Origin of the sequence: Klebsiella sp. 10982 (assembly GCF_048589245.1) — a bacterium.
Lineage (GTDB): Bacteria > Pseudomonadota > Gammaproteobacteria > Enterobacterales > Enterobacteriaceae > Klebsiella > Klebsiella quasivariicola.
On sequence record NZ_JBMAXV010000021.1, the window covers coordinates 43829 to 64750 of the forward strand.

Here is a 20922-nt window from a genome sequence, read left to right on the forward strand (position 1 = left end):
AATTCATCACTGTGGTAGATGCAATTTCCCCGGATCCTGTGCGATAATGATCGGGTAGATGCTCATTCCATCTCTTATGTTCGCCTTCGTGCCTCATAAACTCCGGAATGATGCAGAGCCGTTCTTACGGTGCTTATCGTCCACTGACAGATGTCGCATTTATGCCTCATCAAACACCATGGACATTACGTTGAGTGAAGCACCCAATTTGTTGTCAAACAGACCTGTTTTAACGCCTGCCCTGATTTCAGCGCAGGCGTTTTTTTCTTTCAGGGATCTGTCAAAGCGAAGGCGGGGGAGAAGGGCTATCGCCCCCCAAGAGGCGATAGCAAAGGCAGGTTATTGCAGAGGGTTCTTCTGCAGCGTCAGCAGCAGGCCATCGCGGCGCATCGTAGCGGCTTCCTCTGGCTGATGCAGGCGGTCCAGGGCATCGGCTAACCAGGCGTAATCAAAGGCATCCGGACGCTGCTTAAGCGCGGCGCGGAAAGCGATGCTGGCCTCCTGCCATTCGCCGTGTCGCATCAGCGACTGGCCCAGGGTGCTCCACAGCAGCGGGCGGTCGCCAACGGCTTTGATCTGCTGGCGCAGCACTTTCTCCAGCTGTTCCGGGTTATTAGTCTTCAGACGCGGGATCGGCATCACCAGACGGTCATCATACTGTTTCTTCAGACCATCAATGATAATTTGCTGCGCGGTATCGTGATCGTCGCTCTCGATGAGGCGCTCGGCCATCGCCACCTGCAGCGGCACCAGCGCCCGCGTTTTGCGGCTCTGGTTGCGCCACCATTCGCGCAGCCCCTCGCTGCCGCCGTCGGCCAGCGCTTTATCCATCAGGCCAACCCACGCCAGCTGTTCCAGCGCAGCGCGGTGCTCTTCATCGCCGACGTTCGCTTTCGCCATCGACGGAATGATGTCCAGCAGCGACTGCCAGGCGCCGGTGCGGGTATATGCCTGTTCGGCGAGGCGCAGCACTTCCGGATGACGCGGGGTAATTTCCAGCAGCTTATCGATGCCATGACGCGCGGCGTGATTTTCATTACGTGCCAGCTGCAGGCGAACGCGGGTGATTTCCACCGGGATCAGGTCATCGCCCGCCAGCTCGGTGGCGCGCTCCAGATGCTGGTTGGCCCGCGCTTCATCGCCGCGCTGCTGGGCCGCTTCCGCCGCCAGCAGATAGTTCACCACCGGCTGTTCGGCGTGATCGGCATTTTTCGCCATCAGCTTCTCAACCTGCTGGTAATCACCTTCCGCCAGCTTGAGCAGCGCCTGCTCGGTTTGCTTACGCGCGCGACGGCGTTTACGGCCGACAAACCAGCCACGGGTGTGCGCCCCGGTGCGGAAAATGCGGCGCAGCAGCCATTCAATGGCGAACAGCACTACCATGGCGAGGATCAGGATGATCACCAGCCCGGTCACGCTGGTTTCGATATTGTAATTATCGGTCTGGATCAGGACGTAGCCCTGATGCCCGGCGATCATCGGGCCGAGTACAATCCCGGCGATCAACAGTGCGAAGAGTAAGAGAATTTTCAGCATGCGTTACTCTCCTTGTGGCGCAGCAGGCGCAGGTGCAGACGGTGCCGGCGAGGGGGCGCTGCCCGCGGTAACGGCGGGCTGTGCCATCAGGTTACGCACCCGGGTCTGCATCAGTTTTTCCAGCAACGCCTGGCTCTGCAACGTCTCCGGTACCGTCATGGTAATGCTTTGCTGACTGAGCTTATCCACCTCGTCGAGGAAGGCTTTGGTGGTGGCATCATCGGTATCGTAATAGGCGCGTACCCAGGTCGAGACGTTATCCAGCGACTGTTTCCAGGTCTCTTCCTGATGGCGCGGCACTGCCTGCGCGGCGACCAGCAGGCGAGAGCGAATATTTTCCCGCAGATAGATATCCTGATTCGGCGCCAGCAGCGGGACCGCCGTTTCATCGCGGCGGCGCACGGTGATAAAGCTGTCCATAAAGTTCTGCCAGCTTTTCTGCAGATTGACGCGCCATTCGCTGATAGAGCTGGAGAGCTCATCGCTATCAGAGTCCATCGGCGAATCGTCATCGTTATTATCGGCCAGCCGCAGGTTGTCGATTTGGTTGGCCAGCTGATTCACCTTGAGGATAATGCCGTCGTAGTCCACCTGGCTTACCGCGGAAAGGGTGGCGATGTCGTCGGTGATCGCCCGGCGGGCGCCAATCAGGCTAGGGTCATTCATGTCGGCGAGGCTGGCATCGGCGCTCTTCAGCAGCGCGGCGGCGGTGGTGACATCCTGATCGCTCCACAGCTTACGTCCCGCCAGCTTGACGAGGAAATCGGCCTGGGCCAGCAGCCAGGTTTTGGCATCGCTGCCCGAAATCACGGCGACTTTCTGCTGCAACTCATCAAGCTGTTTGGTCAGGGTTTCCTGCTGGTGTTTGGCTTCGTTCAGCTGGTCGGCCTGCTGCTTGATAATGCCTTCCAGTTCGCTCTTTTGGCTCTCCTGCGCTTTTTGCAGCGCCGCGACCTGGCTTGATAATTCCGAAGTGGTTTCGTTTTGCCGCGTGGCCTGCTGTTTGTTCAGGCCATACAGGCCGATACCGGCGGCTATCGCAATGGCGATAGCGATCGCGCTGAGCGCCAGGCTGGTTTTATTGCCTGCCTTATTCTTCTCAGTGTTCTCTGGCTGTGGTGTGGTATCCACGGCCTCCCTGGTCTCTTCAACCACGGCGGATTGATTTTGTTGTTCCGTCATTATGGCTTCCAATGTTGAGAGTTATTGTAATGCGCGTAGCAGCGCATCGTTGTCGGCGCTATCGGCAACCTGAATCGCCTGCCAGCCCAGTTCCCGGGCCTGAAGGGCCAGACGTTCGCTGACAACGACAACGCGGCAGTGCAGGAGCCACTGTTCGCGATACCATTGCGGTATTAACGACCACAGCTGCTGCAGCATCTCGCCGCTGGTGACCACCAGCGTGGTGACCCCGCGAGACTGCCAGCGCATCGCTTCTTCTGCGCCATCGTAATGTTTTGCACTACGTTGATAACATTCACAAAATGTGACCCTGGCGCCGCGCTCGGTCAGCGTCGCGCCTAAGAGTTCCCGCCCACCATTGCCACGTAAGATCAGCGCATTTTTTCCGGCAATGTTTTGTAATTCAGGTAATTGTAGCAAGACTTCGCTAATTTCCCGATCTAACGGATAACGGATATGCTGCCCGCTGACCGTGTGCAGGGCCAGCGCCGTCGTGCGGCCAATGGCAAAATAGCGCGGAGAAGTGGGCCAGGGCAGGCCCTGCTGCTGCAGACGGGCATGGGCGAATTCCACCGCATGCTGGGATAGCGCAAACAGCAGATCGTCGGACCCCAGATGGGTAAGATGGCCGCCCAGTGCGGGGAGCTCCCGCCCGGGCGTAAATTCTATTAGCGGAAAGCTCCAGGCCACGCGTCCCAGCGCGCGCAGGCGGCTGACTAACTCTTCACCTTGCGGTAGCGGACGGGTGACCAGGATGCTCATCGTGGGGCTTCTCCATCATAAACCGCCGCGAGAATGTCGCGGGCGCCGTTATCCAGTAGCTCTTCCGCCAGGGAGACGCCGAGCGCCTCTGCCTCTTCCGGCCGCCCGCGGCGTTCGCCGCGTACCAGCTGTGTACCATCCGGGGCGCCAACCAGCGCCCGCAGCCACAGTTCGCCATTGATGAGTTCCGCATAGCTGCCAATTGGCACCTGGCAACCGCCTTCGAGGCGGGTATTCATCGCCCGTTCGGCGCGCACACGTACCGCGGTTTCCGCATGGTTGAGAGGGGCTAACAGCGCCTGGGTCCATTCATCGTCGAGACGGCATTCGATGCCGACCGCGCCCTGGCCGACAGCTGGCAGGGATTGCTCCGGCGACAGCGGCTGGCGAATACGCGCTTCCAGTTTCAGGCGCTTCAACCCGGCGGCGGCGAGGATAATGGCGTCATACTCGCCGTTATCCAGCTTACTCAGCCGGGTACCAACGTTACCGCGCAGAGAGCGGATCACCAGATCCGGACGAGTAGCGGCGAGCTGGCACTGGCGGCGTAAACTTGACGTGCCAACGATGCTGCCGGCCGGGAGTTCATCAATTGAAGCATAGTGATTGGAGACAAACGCGTCGCGCGGATCGTCGCGCTCGCAGATGGTCACCAGCCCCAGGCCCTCCGGGAATTCCACCGGCACATCTTTCATCGAATGGACAGCGATATCCGCGCGCCCTTCGAGCATGGCGAGCTCTAACTCTTTTACAAACAAGCCCTTGCCCCCCACTTTTGCCAGGGGGGTATCAAGGATGACATCCCCGCGCGTGACCATCGGCACCAGCTCGACCTTCAGTCCGGGATGCGCTTGTTCGAGGCGCGCTTTAACATACTGCGCCTGCCATAGCGCAAGCGGGCTTTGCCGTGTGGCAATTTTCAAAACTTTGTCTAACATGCTTGTTACCGTCATTATCGACCACTATCCATCCTAACATTGTTGTCTTACGGATGTTAGTTTTCACGGTTTATGTGGGAGATGGCCCCGGCTCACTCTTTTTTTAACCTTTCATGCGCGTGGTGGTTGCCGGAGGCGTAGTGAGGAATTTACAGGTAATAAACGGTGCTACACTTGTATGTAGCGCATCTTTCTTTACGGTCAATGAGCAAGGTGTTAAATTGATCACGTTTTAAACCATTTGTCAGTCCGCTGCTCATCACAACCACACCGACGACGAATGGTGACGGTTTTTGTTGAAATACTGAAATCCTCCGTACTATTGTACCTCGGGTTTTTGAACATCAGGCGATATGTCTTGTACCTCTATATTGAGACACTGAAACAGAGACTGGATGCCATCAACCAATTGCGCGTGGATCGCGCCCTTGCTGCCATGGGACCCGCTTTCCAGCAGGTTTACAGTCTACTGCCAACGTTATTACATTATCATCACCCGCTGATGCCGGGTTACCTTGACGGTAACGTTCCCCGCGGCATTTGCCTCTACACGCCTGATGAAACCCAACGCCACTATCTTGAAGAACTGGAGCTGCATCGCGGTATGCAAACCCAGGAGCCGCCGAAAGGCGAGCTGCCGATCACCGGCGTCTACTCGATGGGCAGTACCTCCTCGGTTGGCCAGAGCTGTTCTTCCGATCTTGATATCTGGGTATGTCACCAGGCCTGGCTCGATAGCGAAGAGCGCCAGTTGCTGCAGCGTAAATGTAGCCTGCTTGAGAGCTGGGCGGCCTCGCTTGGCGTCGAAGTCAGTTTCTTCCTGATCGACGAAAACCGCTTCCGTCATAACGAAAGCGGCAGCCTTGGCGGCGAAGACTGCGGTTCGACCCAGCATATTTTATTGCTCGATGAATTCTACCGCACCGCCGTGCGTCTCGCCGGGAAACGTATTCTGTGGAATATGGTGCCGTGCGACGAAGAAGAGCATTACGACGATTACGTTATGGGGCTGTATGCCCAGGGCGTGCTGACGCCTAACGAATGGCTCGATCTCGGCGGCCTCAGTTCGCTGTCGGCGGAAGAGTACTTTGGCGCCAGCCTGTGGCAACTGTATAAGAGTATCGACTCCCCCTATAAAGCGGTGCTGAAAACGCTGCTGCTGGAAGCCTACTCCTGGGAATACCCCAACAACCGCCTACTGGCGAAAGATATTAAACAACGTCTGCACGACGGCGAGATTGTCTCATTCGGCCTCGATCCGTACTGCATGATGCTGGAGCGCGTCACCACCTACCTGCAGGCCATCGAAGATGAAACCCGCCTCGATCTGGTACGCCGCTGCTTCTATCTGAAAGTGTGTGAAAAACTCAGTCGCGAACGCGCCTGCGTCGGCTGGCGTCGCGAAGTTGTCAGCCAGCTGGTTAAGGCGTGGGGCTGGGATGAAAAGCGTCTGATGATGCTCGACAACCGCGCCAACTGGAAAATCGATGAAGTGCGCAAAGCGCACAACGAACTGCTCGATGCGATGATGCAGAGCTACCGTAATCTGATCCGTTTCGCACGGCGCAATAACCTCAGCGTCTCCGCCAGCCCGCAGGATATCGGCGTGCTGACGCGTAAGCTGTATGCGGCCTTTGAAGCGCTGCCGGGCAAAGTGACGCTGGTGAACCCGCAAATTTCGCCGGATCTGTCGGAGCCGAATCTGACCTTTATCCACGTGCCGCCGGGCCGCGCCAACCGTACGGGTTGGTATCTGTATAACCGCGCGCCGGATATGGAATCGATCATCAGCCATCAGCCGCTGGAATATAACCGTTATCTTAATAAGCTGGTGGCCTGGGCCTGGTTTAACGGCCTGCTGACCTCACGCACCCGCCTGTTTATTAAGGGCAACGGCATCGTCGATCTGGCGAAACTGCAGGAGATGGTGGCTGACGTGTCGCACCACTTCCCGCTGCGCCTGCCGGCGCCGACGCCAAAAGCACTGTACAGCCCGTGCGAAATCCGCCACCTGGCGATTATCGTCAACCTCGAATATGACCCGACTGCAGCCTTCCGCAATCAGGTTGTGCACTTCGATTTCCGTAAGCTGGATGTCTTTAGCTTCGGTGAAGAGCAAAAATGCCTGATCGGCAGCGTCGACCTGCTGTATCGCAACTCGTGGAATGAAGTGCGTACGCTGCACTTTAATGGCGAGCAGGCGATGATCGAAGCGCTGAAGACGATCCTCGGCAAAATGCATCAGGACGCTGCGCCGCCGGACAGCGTGGAGGTGTTCTGCTATAGCCAGCACCTGCGCGGCCTGATCCGCACCCGCGTGCAGCAGATGATCTCCGAGTGCATCGAACTGCGTCTCTCCAGTACCCGCCAGGATACCGGGCGCTTTAAAGCGCTGCGCGTCTCCGGCCAGACCTGGGGGCTGTTCTTTGAGCGTCTTAACGTTTCGGTGCAGAAGCTGGAAAACGCCATTGAGTTCTACGGCGCTATCTCGCACAACAAGCTGCACGGGCTGTCGGTGCAGGTGGAAACCAATCACGTTAAGCTGCCGGCGGTGGTGGATGGCTTTGCCAGCGAAGGGATTATTCAGTTCTTCTTTGAAGACGCGGATAACAACGACAGCGGCTTTAACATCTATATTCTTGATGAGAGCAACCGCGCTGAGGTCTATCATCACTGCGAGGGCAGTAAAGAGGAGCTGGTGCGCGACGTCAGCCGCTTCTATTCGTCATCGCACGATCGTTTCACCTACGGTTCCAGCTTTATTAACTTCAACCTGCCGCAGTTCTATCAGATTGTCGAGGTAGACGGGCGTACGCAGGTGATCCCCTTCCGTACCCAGGCGATTGCCGCCGCGATACCTACCAGCCAGGACGTTACCGCCTCGCCGGTGCTGCAGCAGCGCTACTCGTAGATTTGGCCCGGATAAGGCGTGAGCCGCTATCCGGAGATATTCCCTGCTGGCGCTGCGCTTAGCAGGGCTACGGTTCTATGTCGTTGGGTAGCCCGGATAAAGCGCGATGCGCCGCTATCCGGGAAACACGTCATTAACGGAATTTCACCGTCTCACCGGCCTGCTGGCTCGCCGCCTGCTCCAGCAGATCCCAGAAGGTCTCGCCGCTGCGATCGCAGATCCACTCGTCGCCTTTGAGATCGAAATGGTAGCCGCCCTGTTTGGTGGCCAGCCACACCTGGTGCAGCGGCTCCTGACGGTTAATAATGATTTTGCTGCCGTTTTCAAAGCTGATGGTCAGCACGCCGCCGTTGATTTCGCAGTCGATGTCACTGTCGCCGTCCCAGTCGTCCAGACGTTCTTCGATGGTCATCCACAGGCTATCGGCCAGGCGATGGAATTCACTGTCGTTCATAATTTTATTCTGCTTTTTTGATTTTTGAAGATGGGTCGCAGTATAGCGCGAAACAAAAGCGCGCGCAGTCGGATGCTAAACGCTTGCTTTTACATCTTCTCCTGCGATGATAGAAAGCAGAAAGAATGAATCACGGGCAACTATCAATGAAAAACGTTTTTCCTACGCTTGCCGTTTTGTTTGCGATCTTCAGCCTGACTGGCTGTGGTCTGAAAGGGCCTCTTTATTTCCCGCCGGCGGACAAAACCGCGCCGCCGCCGACTAAACCGGTTAACCCAGGCATTCAGAGCTCAACGCCGGATCGTAACGATCGTGGCGATACCGGCGGTCCGAGCCAGGTCAATTACTAACGATAACGTTCTGTTCCGCGCAACTGGAGTAGATGATGCAGTTCTCTAAAATGCATGGCCTTGGCAACGATTTTATGGTCGTTGACGCGGTAACGCAGAATGTTTTTTTCTCGCCGGAGCTGATTCGCCGTCTGGCGGATCGCCACCTTGGCGTCGGGTTCGATCAGCTGTTGGTCGTCGAGCCGCCCTACGATCCCGATCTGGATTTCCATTACCGGATCTTTAACGCCGACGGTAGCGAAGTGTCGCAGTGCGGCAACGGCGCGCGCTGTTTTGCCCGCTTTGTCCGGCTGAAAGGCCTGACCAATAAACGTGATATCCGCGTGAGTACGGCCAACGGGCGTATGGTATTAAGCGTAACGGAAGACGATCTGGTGCGGGTGAACATGGGCGAGCCCAACTTCGAGCCGTCCCAGGTGCCGTTCCGCGCCAACAAAGCGGAAAAGACCTATATCATGCGTGCCGCCGAGCAGACAGTATTGTGCGGCGTGGTGTCCATGGGCAACCCGCACTGCGTCATCCAGGTGGATGATGTGGAGACGGCAGCGGTGGAAACCCTCGGCCCGGTGATGGAAAGCCATGAGCGTTTTCCGGAGCGCGCCAATATCGGCTTTATGCAGGTGGTCGGCCGGTCCCATATCCGTTTGCGCGTCTACGAACGCGGTGCGGGGGAAACCCAGGCCTGCGGCAGCGGCGCCTGCGCCGCGGTGGCGGTGGGGATCCAGCAGGGGCTGCTGGCGGAAACAGTACGCGTGGAATTACCCGGCGGTCGTCTTGATATCGCCTGGAAAGGCCCGGGCCAGCCGCTGTTTATGACCGGCCCGGCGGCCCATGTCTATGATGGATTTATTCATTTATGAAACCAATCGGGGAAGAACAGCAGGAGGTCGCCAGCGCGTTGAACGATCGCGCGGTGGTGGACTATCTGTTGCAACATCCTGAATTTTTTATTCGTAATGCCGCCCAGGTCGAACATCTCCGCGTCCCGCATCCGGTACGCGGTACGATTTCGCTGGTGGAGTGGCACATGATACGGGCGCGTAACCACATTCATGTGCTGGAAGAGAACATGTCGCTGCTAATGGAGCAGGCGGTCGCCAATGAAAGCCTGTTTCAGCGTCTGCTGCAGCTGCAAACGCGGCTGGCGGCCGCGGAGAGCCTCGACGATATGCTCAACCGCCTGCACCGCTGGGCACGCGAGCTGGGGTTGGCAGGCGCCACGGTGCGCCTGTTCCCTGACAGCTGGCGCCTCGGCGCGCCCTCGAAGTTTACCCACCTGGCGTTAAGCCGGCAGGCGTTTGAGCCGATCCGTATTCAACGTCTGGGCCAGGTGCGCCACTACCTTGGGCCGCTGAACGGTCCGGAGCTGCTGGTGGTGCTGCCGGAGGCGAAAGCCATTGGATCCGTGGCGATGTCGCTGCTGGGCGGCGATAATGCCCCCGGCGTGATGCTCTTTAGCAGCCGCGATGCGCAGCATTATCAGCCAGGGCAGGGGACCCAGCTGCTGCAGGAGATTGCGCAGATGCTGCCTGGCCTGCTGGAGCGCTGGATTGAACGCGCATGACCGATTCGCCTCTCTTCTCCGCCGTCGCTCGCTTTTTGCGTCACCTTGGCGTTGAACGCCAGCTCAGCCCGATCACATTACTGAATTACCAGCGGCAGCTGGACGCGCTGATCGCCCTGGCGGATGAGGCGGGCCTGAAAAGCTGGTCGCAGTGCGATGCCGCTCAGGTGCGAAGCTTCGCGGTGCGTAGTCGCCGCGCGGGGTTAGGCCCGGCGAGCCTGGCGCTTCGCCTGTCGGCGCTGCGCAGTTTCTTCGACTGGCTGGTCAGTCAGGGCGAGCTGGCCGCTAACCCGGCGAAGGGAATTGCGGCGCCGAAAATTCCCCGCCACTTGCCGAAAAATATCGATGTCGATGATGTAAATCGGCTGCTGGATATCGACCTCAACGATCCGCTCGCGGTGCGCGACCGGGCGATGCTGGAAGTGATGTACGGCGCGGGATTGCGTCTGTCTGAGCTGGTCAACCTTGATATTAAGCACCTCGACCTCGAAAGCGGTGAGGTTTGGGTGATGGGCAAAGGCAGCAAAGAACGCCGTTTGCCGATCGGTCGTAACGCGGTGGCGTGGATTGAGCACTGGCTGGATTTGCGCGGCCTGTTCGGCACTGACGACGACGCGCTGTTTTTGTCGAAGCTGGGTAAACGCATTTCGGCGCGCAACGTGCAGAAGCGATTTGCCGAGTGGGGGATTAAGCAGGGGCTGAACAGCCATGTGCACCCGCACAAGCTGCGCCACTCCTTTGCTACCCATATGCTGGAGTCGAGCGGCGATCTGCGCGGCGTGCAGGAGCTGTTGGGCCATGCTAACCTCTCCACCACTCAAATCTATACCCATCTTGACTTTCAACACCTTGCCTCGGTGTACGATGCCGCGCATCCGCGCGCTAAACGGGGGAAATAATGCGTTTTTACCGACCTCTGGGCCAGATTTCCGCACTGACGTTCGACCTGGACGACACCCTATATGATAACCGCCCGGTGATTGACCGGACGATGCACGAGTCGCTGGCCTTTGTGCGCAATTACCATCCGTCGCTCAGCCAGTTCGATGCCCATGAGCTTAACCAGCTGCGTCAGACGCTGCTGGCATCTGAGCCGGAGATCTACCACGACGTGACCGTCTGGCGCCATCGTGCGCTGGAGCTCGGCATGCGTAACGCTGGACTTTCCGCCGCCGAGGCGAAAGCCGGCGCCGATGCGGCGATGGAAAATTTCGCCCACTGGCGCAGCCGGGTCGATGTCCCGCAGGAGACCCACGATACGCTGGCGAAGCTGGCGGAGAAGTGGCCGCTGGTGGCGATTACCAATGGCAACGCCCGCCCGGAACTGTTCGGCCTGAGCGACTATTTCCGCTTCGTGCTGCGCGCCGGTCCGGATGGTCGTTCCAAGCCGTTTGCCGATATGTACCACCTGGCGGCGGAGCGTCTGGATTTACCGCTCGGGCAGATTCTGCATGTCGGCGATGACCTGACGACCGACGTTGCCGGTTCGCTACGCTGCGGGATGCAGGCCTGCTGGATCAAACCGCAAGGCGCGGACCTGATGCACACCGCGGACAGCCGCCTGCTGCCGCATATTGAAATTTCACGGTTGGCATCTCTGACCTCGCTGATATAATCACCAGTCACTCTGTATATATTAACAGGGGTTCGTGGAACCCCTTCTCTTCCGGCGGTGCCAATGGACGTTTCTTACCTGCTCGACAGCCTTAATGACAAACAGCGTGAAGCCGTTGCGGCCTCGCGCACCAACATGCTGGTTCTGGCAGGGGCGGGCAGTGGTAAGACGCGCGTTCTGGTGCACCGTATCGCCTGGCTGCTGAGCGTGGAGAACTGCTCGCCGTATTCCATTATGGCGGTGACTTTTACCAACAAAGCGGCGGCGGAGATGCGCCATCGTATTGGTCAGCTGATGGGCACCACCCAGGGCGGCATGTGGGTCGGCACCTTCCACGGCCTGGCCCATCGCCTGCTACGCGCCCATCATCTGGATGCCAACCTGCCGCAAGATTTCCAAATCCTCGATAGCGAAGACCAGCTACGCCTGCTGAAGCGCCTGATTAAGGCGATGAACCTGGATGAGAAGCAATGGCCGCCGCGTCAGGCGATGTGGTACATCAACAGCCAAAAAGATGAAGGGCTGCGCCCGCACCATATTCAGAGCTACGGCAACCCGGTCGAACAGACCTGGCAGAAGGTCTATCAGGCCTATCAGGAAGCCTGCGATCGCGCCGGGCTGGTGGACTTCGCCGAGCTGCTGCTGCGCGCCCATGAGCTGTGGCTGAACAAACCGCATATCCTGCAGCACTACCGCGAGCGTTTCACCAATATCCTTGTTGACGAATTCCAGGACACCAACAACATCCAGTACGCCTGGATCCGCCTGCTGGCGGGCGATACCGGCAAGGTGATGATCGTCGGCGATGATGACCAGTCGATTTACGGCTGGCGCGGCGCCCAGGTTGAAAACATTCAGCGCTTCCTCAATGACTTCCCGGGCGCGGAAACTATTCGTCTGGAGCAGAACTATCGTTCAACCAGCAATATTCTCAGCGCCGCCAACGCCCTGATTGAAAACAACAACGGGCGCCTGGGCAAAAAACTGTGGACCGACGGCGCCGACGGCGAGCCGATCTCGCTGTACTGCGCCTTCAACGATCTCGACGAAGCACGCTTCGTGGTGAACCGAATTAAAACCTGGCAGGAGAACGGTGGCGCGCTGGAGCAGTGCGCTATCCTCTATCGCAGTAACGCCCAGTCGCGCGTGCTGGAAGAGGCGCTCCTGCAGGCCAGCATGCCGTACCGTATCTACGGCGGTATGCGCTTCTTCGAACGTCAGGAAATCAAAGATGCGCTCTCTTACCTGCGCCTGATTGCCAACCGTAACGACGATGCAGCGTTTGAGCGGGTGGTCAATACGCCGACTCGCGGCATCGGCGATCGTACGCTGGACGTGGTACGCCAGACCTCGCGCGATCGTCAGCTGACGCTGTGGCAGGCCTGTCGCGAGCTGCTGAAAGAGAAAGTGCTGGCCGGTCGCGCCGCCAGCGCCCTGCAGCGCTTTATGGAGCTGATTGACGCGCTGGCGCAGGAAACCGCCGATATGCCGCTGCACGTCCAGACCGATCGGGTGATTAAAGACTCCGGCCTGCGCGCGATGTACGAGCAGGAGAAAGGCGAGAAGGGCCAGACCCGTATTGAAAACTTAGAGGAACTGGTGACGGCGACGCGCCAGTTCAGCTACAACGAAGAAGATGAAGACCTGATGCCGCTGCAGGCGTTCCTCTCTCACGCCGCGCTGGAAGCGGGCGAGGGGCAGGCGGACACCTGGCAGGACGCGGTTCAGCTGATGACCCTGCACTCGGCGAAAGGGCTGGAGTTCCCGCAGGTGTTTATCGTCGGCGTCGAAGAGGGGATGTTCCCGAGCCAGATGGCGCTTGATGAGGGCGGCCGCCTCGAAGAAGAGCGTCGCCTGGCCTACGTTGGCGTAACGCGCGCCATGCAGAAGCTGACGCTGACTTACGCCGAAACCCGCCGTCTGTACGGGAAAGAGGTTTATCACCGCCCGTCGCGCTTTATCGGGGAGTTGCCGCAGGAGTGTGTAGAAGAAGTGCGTCTGCGGGCTACGGTGAGCCGCCCGGTAAACCATCAGCGGCTGGGGGCGCCGATCGCCGAGAGCGATACCGGCTACAAGTTAGGTCAGCGGGTGCGTCATCCGAAGTTTGGCGAAGGCACTATTGTCAACCTCGAAGGCAGCGGCGAGCACAGCCGGCTGCAGGTGGCTTTTCAGGGCCAGGGAATCAAATGGCTGGTGGCGGCTTACGCACGGCTTGAGGAAGTGTAACATTAAGAAAAATATCATTATTTTGTAATAATCTGCTACCTTTATACGTTAAGGCGCCTGATTTGCGCTTTCGCGTTCCGTTGCGTGTTGACGCCGATTTTGCGCTGGCGTAACATGCGCGCACGATTACGCTAAGAGGACATTCGCCTTGGACACACCCAGTAGATGCTGGCTCAACTTCCTGTCATTCAGGAACAACTCCTAAGGCTATCCTCTTATGCTGATAGCCTTAGCGGTTGTCAGCGACCTGCCCCATTCCCGTCGCGCTGAGTCAGGCTTAATGGTCTGAAACCCAATTTGTTTCTGTGTGCCCACCGAACTGTCCGATAATTTTTTTGCATTGGGAGTCCCGGTCATGCTGAGCGCATTTCAACTGGAAAACAATCGTTTAACGCGCCTGGAAGCCGATGAGATCAAGCACCTCGCCAGCTCGGTGTGGGTCGATCTGGTCGAGCCTGACGACGATGAGCGAAGCCGCGTGCAGACGGAACTGGGTCAGAACCTGGCGACGCGCCCGGAACTGGAAGATATCGAAGCCTCCGCGCGTTTCTTTGAAGATGAAGATGGGTTACACATCCACTCCTTCTTCTTTTTTGAAGATGCCGAAGATCACGCTGGCAACTCTACCGTGGCGTTTACCATCCGCGAAGGCCGCCTGTTCACGCTGCGCGAGCGCGAACTGCCCGCTTTTCGCCTCTACCGTATGCGCGTGCGTAACCAGACGCTGGTCGACGGTAACGCCTACGAACTGCTGCTCGACCTGTTCGAGACCAAAATCGAGCAGCTGGCGGATGAAATTGAAAACATCTACAGCGACCTGGAAAAGCTGAGCCGCGTGATTATGGAAGGCCATCAGGGCGACGAGTACGATGAAGCGCTGTCGACGCTGGCAGAACTGGAAGATATCGGCTGGAAGGTGCGCCTCTGTCTGATGGATACCCAGCGCGCGCTGAACTTTCTCGTACGCAAGGCGCGCCTGCCGGCGGGCCAGCTGGAACAGGCGCGGGAGATCCTGCGCGATATCGAATCCCTGCTGCCGCATAACGAATCGCTGTTCCAGAAGGTGAACTTCCTGATGCAGGCGGCGATGGGCTTTATCAACATCGAACAGAACCGCATCATCAAGATCTTCTCGGTGGTCTCGGTGGTATTCCTGCCGCCAACTCTGGTGGCCTCCAGCTACGGAATGAACTTTGAATTTATGCCGGAGCTGCACTGGAGCTTCGGCTACCCGGGGGCGATCGTCTTTATGATGCTGGCCGGCCTGGCGCCGTATCTCTACTTTAAGCGTAAAAACTGGCTGTAAAAAAAGGGAGCGTCGGCTCCCTTTTTTATTGTCAGAGGCCGGCTTAGCCTCTGCGCAGCCGGCGCTGGGTATACAGCGCATCGACGATAAATACCGCCAGCGCGACCCAGATAAAGCCGAAGGTGACCATTTTATCCTTGCCCGGCACTTCGCCGTAGAACGTCACCGCCAGCAGGAACATCAGCGTCGGGCCGATGTACTGGAAAAAGCCCAGCGTGGAGAGCCGCAGCCGCGTTGCCGCCCCGGTGAAGCACAGCAGAGGGATGGTGGTCACCACGCCCGCCGCCATCAGCAGCAGATTGAGCGACCAGGGGTTGTCTCCCATATGGCTGGTTGGGCTATCGGTGATGCCGAACAGCCAGATTGCCGCCACCGGCAGTAGCCACAGCGTTTCCACCAGCATGCCGGTCTGCGCATCGACAGCGATTTTCTTCCGCACCAGGCCGTAAAAGGCAAAACTGAAGGCCAGCCCAAGGCCGATTATCGGCAGCGAACCAAAAGTCCACAGCTGGACCAGCACGCCGCAAAAGGCAAGAAGCACCGCCAGCCACTGCAGGCGACGGAAGCGTTCGCCGAGGAAAATCATCCCCAACAGAATATTCACCAGCGGGTTGATAAAGTAGCCGAGGCTGGCTTCCAGCATATGGTGGTTATTCACCGCCCAGATGAAGAGCAGCCAGTTGCCGCCCACCAGCACCGCCGAGAGCGCCAGCAGGAAGATCTTGCGCGGCGTCTTCAGCAGCTTTTTCACCTGCGGCCACTGGCGGCTGACGCTGATGAGCGCCACCATGAAGAAGAAAGACCAGATCACGCGATGCGTCAGAATTTCATCGGCGGGAACATAGTAGATAAGTTTGAAGTACGCCGGCGCGATACCCCAGATAAAGTAGGCGGCGAGGGCCAGAATGATCCCCAACCGCGTCTGTTTCGCATCCATCGGTAAAATCCATTGCCAAAGAGAGTGATGTTACTCGATTTTGGCCAATCAACCCACCATATAGGTGGCCGTTGCGCTGGCAATATAGACCTGCGCTTCGTTATGCAGTTCCACGCGGGCAACCGCCACTTTATTGCCGGCGCGCAGCAGGGTGCTGGTGGCGGTAAAACGTTCGCCGCGGCCCGGACGCAGGTAGTCCACGCGCAGGTCGATGGTTCCCATGCGGGAAAGCCGCTGGCGCAGCTCTTCTTCGTTGATGGTGTCATGGCGGGTAAGGGTGCTGCCGACGCAGACCAGGCCAGCGGCGACGTCCAGCGCGGAGGCGATCACCCCGCCATGCAGAATACTCTGCGCCCAGTTACCGACCATCATCGGCTGATTATTAAAGCTGAGCTGGGCAAACGCCTTTTCATAGCGTTCCAGTTCGAGACCGAGGGCGCGGTTAAACGGCATGTGATAGACGAAAATCTCCCCCACCAGTTTCAGGGCTGCTTCAGCAGTAAGTTCAGACATAACACCGGTTCCATTCGTTAACAAAATGTTGATTTTATGCTTCTAAAATATTGATTTCCACTTTCGGAACGGATTAGGGGGCAGGTGATTAATAAACAGGTAGAATGGCTTCAGGTTAAACAAAAATAAAAACTATTTATCAGGAGACCAGCATGCGTATCTCTTTGGCCTGCCTGGTGGCGCTGTGTGCGCTACCGGCTGGTGTTATGGCGCAGGACGCGTCGGTTCACGACAAACCTGCAGTGCGCGGCAGCATTATCGCCAACCTGCTACAGGACCATGATAATCCTTTCCTGCTCTACCCTTATGAGAGCAACTACCTGCTCTACACATGGACCAGCGACCTCAATAAAGAGGCGATCCGCAGCTATGACTGGGCCGAAAACGCCCGTAAAGATGAAGTGAAGTTCCAGCTGAGCCTGGCGTTCCCGCTGTGGCGCGGCATCCTGGGCGATAATTCGCTGCTTGGCGCGTCGTACACCCAGAAATCCTGGTGGCAGCTCTCCAACAGCAAAGAGTCGGCGCCGTTTCGCGAAACCAACTACGAACCCCAGCTGTTTCTTGGTTTTGCGACCGACTATCAGTTTGCCGGCTGGACGCTGCGCGACATTGAGATGGGATATAACCACGACTCGAATGGTCGTTCCGATCCCACCTCGCGCAGCTGGAATCGGCTTTATGCCCGCCTGATGGCGCAAAATGGCAACTGGCTGGTGGAAGTGAAGCCCTGGTACGTGGTGGGCAACACCGATGATAACCCGGACATTACTAAATACATGGGCTATTACCGACTGAAGGTAGGCTATCAGCTGGGGGAGGCGATCCTCAGCGCGCAGGGACAATATAACTGGAACACCGGCTACGGTGGGGCGGAGCTCGGGGTGAGCTATCCCATCACCAAACATGTTCGCGCCTATACGCAGATCTACAGCGGCTATGGTGAGTCGCTTATCGACTACAACTTTAATCAAACGCGCGTCGGCGTCGGGCTAATGCTCAACGATCTGTTTTAATCGTTGCACTCTGGCTCGCAGGCGCTGAAAATAGCGCCTGTTTTCTTTTCAGGCAAATGGGGTCAACGTGGCACAGGCGGAAGTATTAAATCAGGAATCGCTGGCTAAGCAGGTTTTACAAGAGACCTTCGGCTACCAGCAGTTCCGTCCTGGCCAGGAAACGATTATCGAGACGGTGCTTGAGGGCCGGGACTGCCTGGTGGTCATGCCGACCGGTGGCGGCAAGTCGCTGTGCTATCAGGTGCCAGCGCTGGTCATGGGCGGCCTGACGGTGGTGGTCTCGCCGCTGATCTCGCTGATGAAGGACCAGGTCGATCAACTGCTGGCCAACGGCGTGGCGGCGGCTTGTCTGAACTCGACCCAGAGCCGCGAGCAGCAGCAAGAGGTGATGGCCGGCTGCCGCAGCGGGCAGGTTCGTCTGCTGTATATCGCGCCGGAACGGCTAATGCTCGACAACTTCCTTGAGCATCTGGCGAACTGGAACCTGGCGATGCTGGCGGTAGACGAAGCGCACTGTATCTCCCAGTGGGGCCATGACTTCCGCCCGGAATATGCCGCGCTGGGCCAGCTGCGCCAGCGGATGCCGCAGATCCCGTTTATGGCGTTGACCGCCACCGCCGATGACACCACCCGCCGCGATATCGTCCGCCTGCTGGGGTTGAACGATCCGCTGATTCAGGTCAGCAGCTTCGACCGGCCGAACATCCGCTATATGCTGATGGAGAAATTCAAACCGCTCGACCAGTTGATGCGCTACGTTCAGGATCAGCGCGGCAAATCGGGCATAATCTACTGCAACAGCCGTTCGAAAGTGGAAGATACCGCCGCCAGGCTGCAAAGCCGCGGCATCAGCGCGGCGGCCTACCATGCCGGTCTGGAAAACGATGTGCGCGCCGACGTGCAGGAGAAATTCCAGCGCGACGACCTGCAGATCGTGGTGGCGACGGTGGCCTTCGGTATGGGCATTAACAAGCCGAACGTCCGCTTTGTCGTGCATTTTGATATTCCACGTAATATTGAATCTTACTATCAGGAAACCGGCCGCGCCGGACGCGATGGTCTGCCGGCAGAAGCGATGCTGTTTTACGATCCGGCGGATATGGCGTGGCTGCGCCGCTGTCTGGAAGAAAAGCCCGCCGGACCGCTACAGGATATCGAACGGCATAAGCTGAATGCGATGGGGGCGTTTGCCGAAGCGCAAACCTGTCGTCGTCTGGTGCTGCTGAACTACTTTGGCGAAGGGCGCCAGGAGCCGTGCGGCAACTGTGATATCTGTCTTGACCCGCCAAAGCAGTACGATGGTTTAATGGACGCCCGCAAGGCGCTTTCAACGATTTACCGGGTGAATCAACGCTTCGGGATGGGTTACGTGGTGGAGGTTCTGCGCGGCGCCAACAATCAGCGTATCCGTGAGATGGGCCACGATAAGCTGCCGGTTTACGGTATCGGCCGGGAGCAAAGTCACGAGCACTGGGTGAGCGTGATCCGCCAACTGATCCACCTCGGGCTGGTGACGCAGAATATCGCCCAGCACTCCGCGCTGCAGCTGACCGAAGCCGCGCGACCGGTGCTGCGCGGCGAGGTGCCGCTGCAGCTCGCTGTGCCGCGTATCGTGGCGCTGAAGCCGAAGGCGATGCAGAAATCTTTCGGCGGTAATTACGACCGTAAACTGTTTGCCAAGCTGCGCAAATTGCGCAAAGCGATCGCCGACGAAGAGAATATCCCGCCATACGTGGTCTTCAACGACGCGACGCTTATCGAGATGGCGGAACAGTCGCCACTCACCGCCGGTGAAATGCTCAGCGTCAACGGCGTGGGGACGCGCAAGCTCGAGCGTTTCGGGAAGCCGTTTATGGCGCTGATCCGGGCGCATGTTGATGGCGACGATGAGTAGTCAGCTGGCTGAAAAAGTGCCAGAATAGTTACCCTCTTCATTATTTTCCTGCGAGTTAACTATGCTGATGCTTTTCCTCACCGTGGCGCTGGTGCATATCATTGCGCTGATGAGCCCGGGGCCGGACTTTTTCTTTGTCTCACAAACGGCCATCAGCCGCTCGCGCAGAGAGGCGATGATGGGTGTGCTGGGGATCACCTGCGGCGTAATGATCTGGGCGGGGGTTGCCCTGCTCGGCCTGAACCTGATCCTTGCGCAGATGGCGTGGCTGCATAACATCATTATGGTCGGTGGGGGCCTGTATCTGTGCTGGATGGGCTACCAGATGCTGCGCGGCGCGCTGAAAAAAGAGGCGGTGGCCGCGGCGGAGCCGCAGGTGGAGCTGGCCCGCAGTGGACGCAGCTTCGTGAAGGGACTGCTGACCAATCTGGCGAATCCGAAAGCAATCATCTACTTCGGCTCGGTGTTCTCGTTGTTCGTCGGTGATAGCGTCGGCGCCGGCGCGCGCTGGGGTATTTTCCTGCTAATTATCGTCGAGACGCTGGCCTGGTTTATGGTGGTTGCCAGCCTGTTCGCCCTGCCGGGGATGCGCCGCGGCTATCAGCGGATGGCGAAGTGGATCGATGGTATCGCCGGTACGCTGTTTGCGGGCTTTGGCATCCACCTGATTATCTCGCGTTAACCGGCATGCTGTGTCCCCACCCGGTTGTTTCCGGGTGGGGTTGATATTAGTGACGAAGACGCTGTAGCTCATCGCTGGTCAAACCGGTCATTTCCAGGATCGCATCGTCATCAATGCCGCGATTGAGCATCGCTGCGGCGACCTGTAAAAGGGCCTGTAGTTTTCCTTCTTTGATGCCTTCTTTGATGCCTTTCTCTCTGCCTTCTGCGAGCCACGTTTCTGCCAGAGTCATTAGCATTCCTCCATGCTGCGGCACACGCTGTGCCAGCCCATAAAATAGCGCCCGAATATCCTGTGCTTCTCCCGCCTGAGCCATATATTTTATCAGCACGGCGATTTGTTGTCCGCTCATCTGCTCCAACATTAAGAGGTGGGTCAACTTGTCCAGTAGTTGTGCCATATCGCGTTGGCGAATATGTTTTTGCACCAGCGTCAGGGCCGCCATGCTGCGGTGCTGCATGATGTCGTCGTCGGGGATCACCGTGATATCGACCAGCGGAAACGCCCCGCTATAGAGCTGGCGGGCGGTCTCAGGATCGGCAAAATTATCCAGCCAGCGCATCGACCAGGGATAGGGGCTGCGTCGTCCCTGATAAAAGAGAATAGGGATAACCAGAGGCAGCGTTTTATGGCCGCTCTCCAGGTGCCGTTGCATGGTGGCGACAGCATAGCGCATTAAGCGAAAGGCCATCAGCTTATCAGGTGCGCTCTGGTGCTCGATCAGAACATGGACATAGCCCGCACCGCGGGTGGTTTCCAGCGAATAAAGGATATCGCTGTAGTAAGGCCTGAGATCGTCTTCGAGAAAGCTGCCGGATTCCAGACGCAGGGTATCCAGTTTGCAGATCTGTATTAACGACGAAGGCAGGTGGAGCTCGATAAAATCGCGCGCCGTCTCTACTCGCGAGAGAAAACTTTTAAATACCGCATCATGAGGAGTCGCCGTTTCCGCCATTGCCGTTCATCCATGAATCACGTATCTGGCGGCATCCTGACACGGTGGGTTCAACGCCGATAGCGGGCAAAAAAATTAATTACC

Annotated in this window: 20 protein-coding genes; 12 read left to right on the forward strand and 8 right to left on the reverse strand. The window is 58.0% G+C overall.

The features are described 5' to 3' along the window. Positions 1-339: 339 nt before the first annotated feature. The 4 genes from hemY to hemC are packed head-to-tail and all read right to left on the reverse strand — an operon-like array spanning position 340 to position 4418. Positions 340-1536, reverse strand: a complete 1197-nt coding sequence (hemY, locus tag ACKLKD_RS16425; protein WP_025711227.1) for a protoheme IX biogenesis protein HemY — start codon at positions 1534-1536, stop codon at positions 340-342. A gap of 3 nt (positions 1537-1539) precedes the next feature. After that, entirely contained in the window at positions 1540-2718 is a 1179-nt protein-coding gene (gene hemX, locus ACKLKD_RS16430) for a uroporphyrinogen-III C-methyltransferase (RefSeq protein WP_080897909.1), read from the reverse strand. A gap of 21 nt (positions 2719-2739) precedes the next feature. Beyond that, a complete protein-coding gene (hemD, locus tag ACKLKD_RS16435) occupies positions 2740-3480 on the reverse strand; it encodes a uroporphyrinogen-III synthase (protein ID WP_080897908.1) in 741 nt (246 codons plus the stop codon). Continuing rightward, the gene (gene hemC / locus ACKLKD_RS16440) at positions 3477-4418 is read right to left on the reverse strand and encodes a hydroxymethylbilane synthase (RefSeq protein ID WP_080897907.1); all 942 of its coding nucleotides are present in this window, start codon (positions 4416-4418) and stop codon (positions 3477-3479) included. The genes hemD and hemC overlap by 4 nt, the downstream gene beginning before the upstream one ends. A gap of 358 nt (positions 4419-4776) precedes the next feature. Here hemC and cyaA point away from each other — a divergent pair, with 358 nt between their 5' ends. After that, entirely contained in the window at positions 4777-7329 is a 2553-nt protein-coding gene (gene cyaA, locus ACKLKD_RS16445; protein WP_025711223.1) for a class I adenylate cyclase, read from the forward strand. A 133-nt stretch (positions 7330-7462) separates the two neighbouring features. On the opposite strand, the gene cyaY is transcribed toward cyaA, so the two are convergent. Further along, entirely contained in the window at positions 7463-7783 is a 321-nt protein-coding gene (gene cyaY / locus ACKLKD_RS16450; RefSeq protein ID WP_002883389.1) for an iron donor protein CyaY, read from the reverse strand. A 146-nt stretch (positions 7784-7929) separates the two neighbouring features. Between cyaY and lptM the strand changes: the two genes are divergently transcribed. The 8 genes from lptM to corA all read left to right on the forward strand — a co-directional run bounded on the left by lptM (position 7930) and on the right by corA (position 14844). Next, positions 7930-8133, forward strand: a complete 204-nt coding sequence (gene lptM, locus ACKLKD_RS16455; RefSeq protein WP_004886794.1) for an LPS translocon maturation chaperone LptM — start codon at positions 7930-7932, stop codon at positions 8131-8133. 35 nt (positions 8134-8168) lie between these two features. Further along, on the forward strand, positions 8169-8993 hold the full coding sequence (dapF, locus tag ACKLKD_RS16460; protein ID WP_025711222.1) for a diaminopimelate epimerase: 825 nt from the start codon (positions 8169-8171) through the stop codon (positions 8991-8993). Continuing rightward, positions 8990-9697 carry a DUF484 domain-containing protein gene (locus ACKLKD_RS16465; RefSeq protein ID WP_080924835.1) on the forward strand — a complete coding sequence of 236 codons (708 nt, stop codon included), beginning with the start codon at positions 8990-8992 and terminating at the stop codon, positions 9695-9697. Before dapF ends, ACKLKD_RS16465 begins: the two co-directional genes overlap by 4 nt. Beyond that, positions 9694-10596 carry a tyrosine recombinase XerC gene (gene xerC, locus ACKLKD_RS16470; RefSeq protein WP_080924834.1) on the forward strand — a complete coding sequence of 301 codons (903 nt, stop codon included), beginning with the start codon at positions 9694-9696 and terminating at the stop codon, positions 10594-10596. Before ACKLKD_RS16465 ends, xerC begins: the two co-directional genes overlap by 4 nt. Next, on the forward strand, positions 10596-11312 hold the full coding sequence (gene yigB, locus ACKLKD_RS16475) for a 5-amino-6-(5-phospho-D-ribitylamino)uracil phosphatase YigB (RefSeq protein ID WP_080924833.1): 717 nt from the start codon (positions 10596-10598) through the stop codon (positions 11310-11312). Before xerC ends, yigB begins: the two co-directional genes overlap by 1 nt. Before the next feature lie 63 nt (positions 11313-11375). Then, entirely contained in the window at positions 11376-13538 is a 2163-nt protein-coding gene (uvrD, locus tag ACKLKD_RS16480; RefSeq protein ID WP_087805325.1) for a DNA helicase II, read from the forward strand. Positions 13539-13686: 148 nt separating this feature from the next. After that, entirely contained in the window at positions 13687-13743 is a 57-nt protein-coding gene (gene ysgD / locus ACKLKD_RS16485) for a YsgD/CorL family protein (protein ID WP_349815745.1), read from the forward strand. 150 nt (positions 13744-13893) lie between these two features. Continuing rightward, positions 13894-14844 carry a magnesium/cobalt transporter CorA gene (gene corA, locus ACKLKD_RS16490; protein WP_012543234.1) on the forward strand — a complete coding sequence of 317 codons (951 nt, stop codon included), beginning with the start codon at positions 13894-13896 and terminating at the stop codon, positions 14842-14844. Between the two features lie 43 nt (positions 14845-14887). Here the strand turns inward: corA and rarD are convergent, their stop codons facing one another. Further along, the gene (rarD, locus tag ACKLKD_RS16495) at positions 14888-15781 is read right to left on the reverse strand and encodes an EamA family transporter RarD (RefSeq protein WP_025711217.1); all 894 of its coding nucleotides are present in this window, start codon (positions 15779-15781) and stop codon (positions 14888-14890) included. 48 nt (positions 15782-15829) lie between these two features. Next, positions 15830-16294 carry an acyl-CoA thioesterase YigI gene (gene yigI, locus ACKLKD_RS16500; RefSeq protein WP_002883404.1) on the reverse strand — a complete coding sequence of 155 codons (465 nt, stop codon included), beginning with the start codon at positions 16292-16294 and terminating at the stop codon, positions 15830-15832. A 152-nt stretch (positions 16295-16446) separates the two neighbouring features. Between yigI and pldA the strand changes: the two genes are divergently transcribed. The 3 genes from pldA to rhtC all read left to right on the forward strand — a co-directional run bounded on the left by pldA (position 16447) and on the right by rhtC (position 19883). After that, positions 16447-17307: a phospholipase A gene (pldA, locus tag ACKLKD_RS16505; protein WP_002883408.1), complete on the forward strand. Its 861-nt coding sequence runs from the start codon at positions 16447-16449 to the stop codon at positions 17305-17307. Positions 17308-17374: 67 nt separating this feature from the next. After that, entirely contained in the window at positions 17375-19201 is a 1827-nt protein-coding gene (gene recQ / locus ACKLKD_RS16510; RefSeq protein WP_025711215.1) for an ATP-dependent DNA helicase RecQ, read from the forward strand. 61 nt (positions 19202-19262) lie between these two features. Continuing rightward, the gene (gene rhtC / locus ACKLKD_RS16515; protein WP_025711214.1) at positions 19263-19883 is read left to right on the forward strand and encodes a threonine export protein RhtC; all 621 of its coding nucleotides are present in this window, start codon (positions 19263-19265) and stop codon (positions 19881-19883) included. A gap of 46 nt (positions 19884-19929) precedes the next feature. On the opposite strand, the gene ACKLKD_RS16520 is transcribed toward rhtC, so the two are convergent. Continuing rightward, on the reverse strand, positions 19930-20838 hold the full coding sequence (locus tag ACKLKD_RS16520) for an Rpn family recombination-promoting nuclease/putative transposase (RefSeq protein WP_087805328.1): 909 nt from the start codon (positions 20836-20838) through the stop codon (positions 19930-19932). Positions 20839-20922 lie beyond the last annotated feature (84 nt).

Coding starts and splice junctions, on each gene's coding strand:
- rarD (WP_025711217.1), bottom strand. CDS start 15,781: ATGGATGCGAAACAGACGCGGTTGGGGATCATTCTGGCCCTCGCCGCC.
- yigB (WP_080924833.1), top strand. CDS start 10,596: ATGCGTTTTTACCGACCTCTGGGCCAGATTTCCGCACTGACGTTCGAC.
- hemX (WP_080897909.1), bottom strand. CDS start 2,718: ATGACGGAACAACAAAATCAATCCGCCGTGGTTGAAGAGACCAGGGAG.
- dapF (WP_025711222.1), top strand. CDS start 8,169: ATGCAGTTCTCTAAAATGCATGGCCTTGGCAACGATTTTATGGTCGTT.
- lptM (WP_004886794.1), top strand. CDS start 7,930: ATGAAAAACGTTTTTCCTACGCTTGCCGTTTTGTTTGCGATCTTCAGC.
- hemY (WP_025711227.1), bottom strand. CDS start 1,536: ATGCTGAAAATTCTCTTACTCTTCGCACTGTTGATCGCCGGGATTGTA.
- ACKLKD_RS16520 (WP_087805328.1), bottom strand. CDS start 20,838: ATGGCGGAAACGGCGACTCCTCATGATGCGGTATTTAAAAGTTTTCTC.
- yigI (WP_002883404.1), bottom strand. CDS start 16,294: ATGTCTGAACTTACTGCTGAAGCAGCCCTGAAACTGGTGGGGGAGATT.
- rhtC (WP_025711214.1), top strand. CDS start 19,263: ATGCTGATGCTTTTCCTCACCGTGGCGCTGGTGCATATCATTGCGCTG.
- corA (WP_012543234.1), top strand. CDS start 13,894: ATGCTGAGCGCATTTCAACTGGAAAACAATCGTTTAACGCGCCTGGAA.
- ACKLKD_RS16465 (WP_080924835.1), top strand. CDS start 8,990: ATGAAACCAATCGGGGAAGAACAGCAGGAGGTCGCCAGCGCGTTGAAC.
- pldA (WP_002883408.1), top strand. CDS start 16,447: ATGCGTATCTCTTTGGCCTGCCTGGTGGCGCTGTGTGCGCTACCGGCT.
- hemD (WP_080897908.1), bottom strand. CDS start 3,480: ATGAGCATCCTGGTCACCCGTCCGCTACCGCAAGGTGAAGAGTTAGTC.
- hemC (WP_080897907.1), bottom strand. CDS start 4,418: ATGTTAGACAAAGTTTTGAAAATTGCCACACGGCAAAGCCCGCTTGCG.
- xerC (WP_080924834.1), top strand. CDS start 9,694: ATGACCGATTCGCCTCTCTTCTCCGCCGTCGCTCGCTTTTTGCGTCAC.
- cyaY (WP_002883389.1), bottom strand. CDS start 7,783: ATGAACGACAGTGAATTCCATCGCCTGGCCGATAGCCTGTGGATGACC.
- uvrD (WP_087805325.1), top strand. CDS start 11,376: ATGGACGTTTCTTACCTGCTCGACAGCCTTAATGACAAACAGCGTGAA.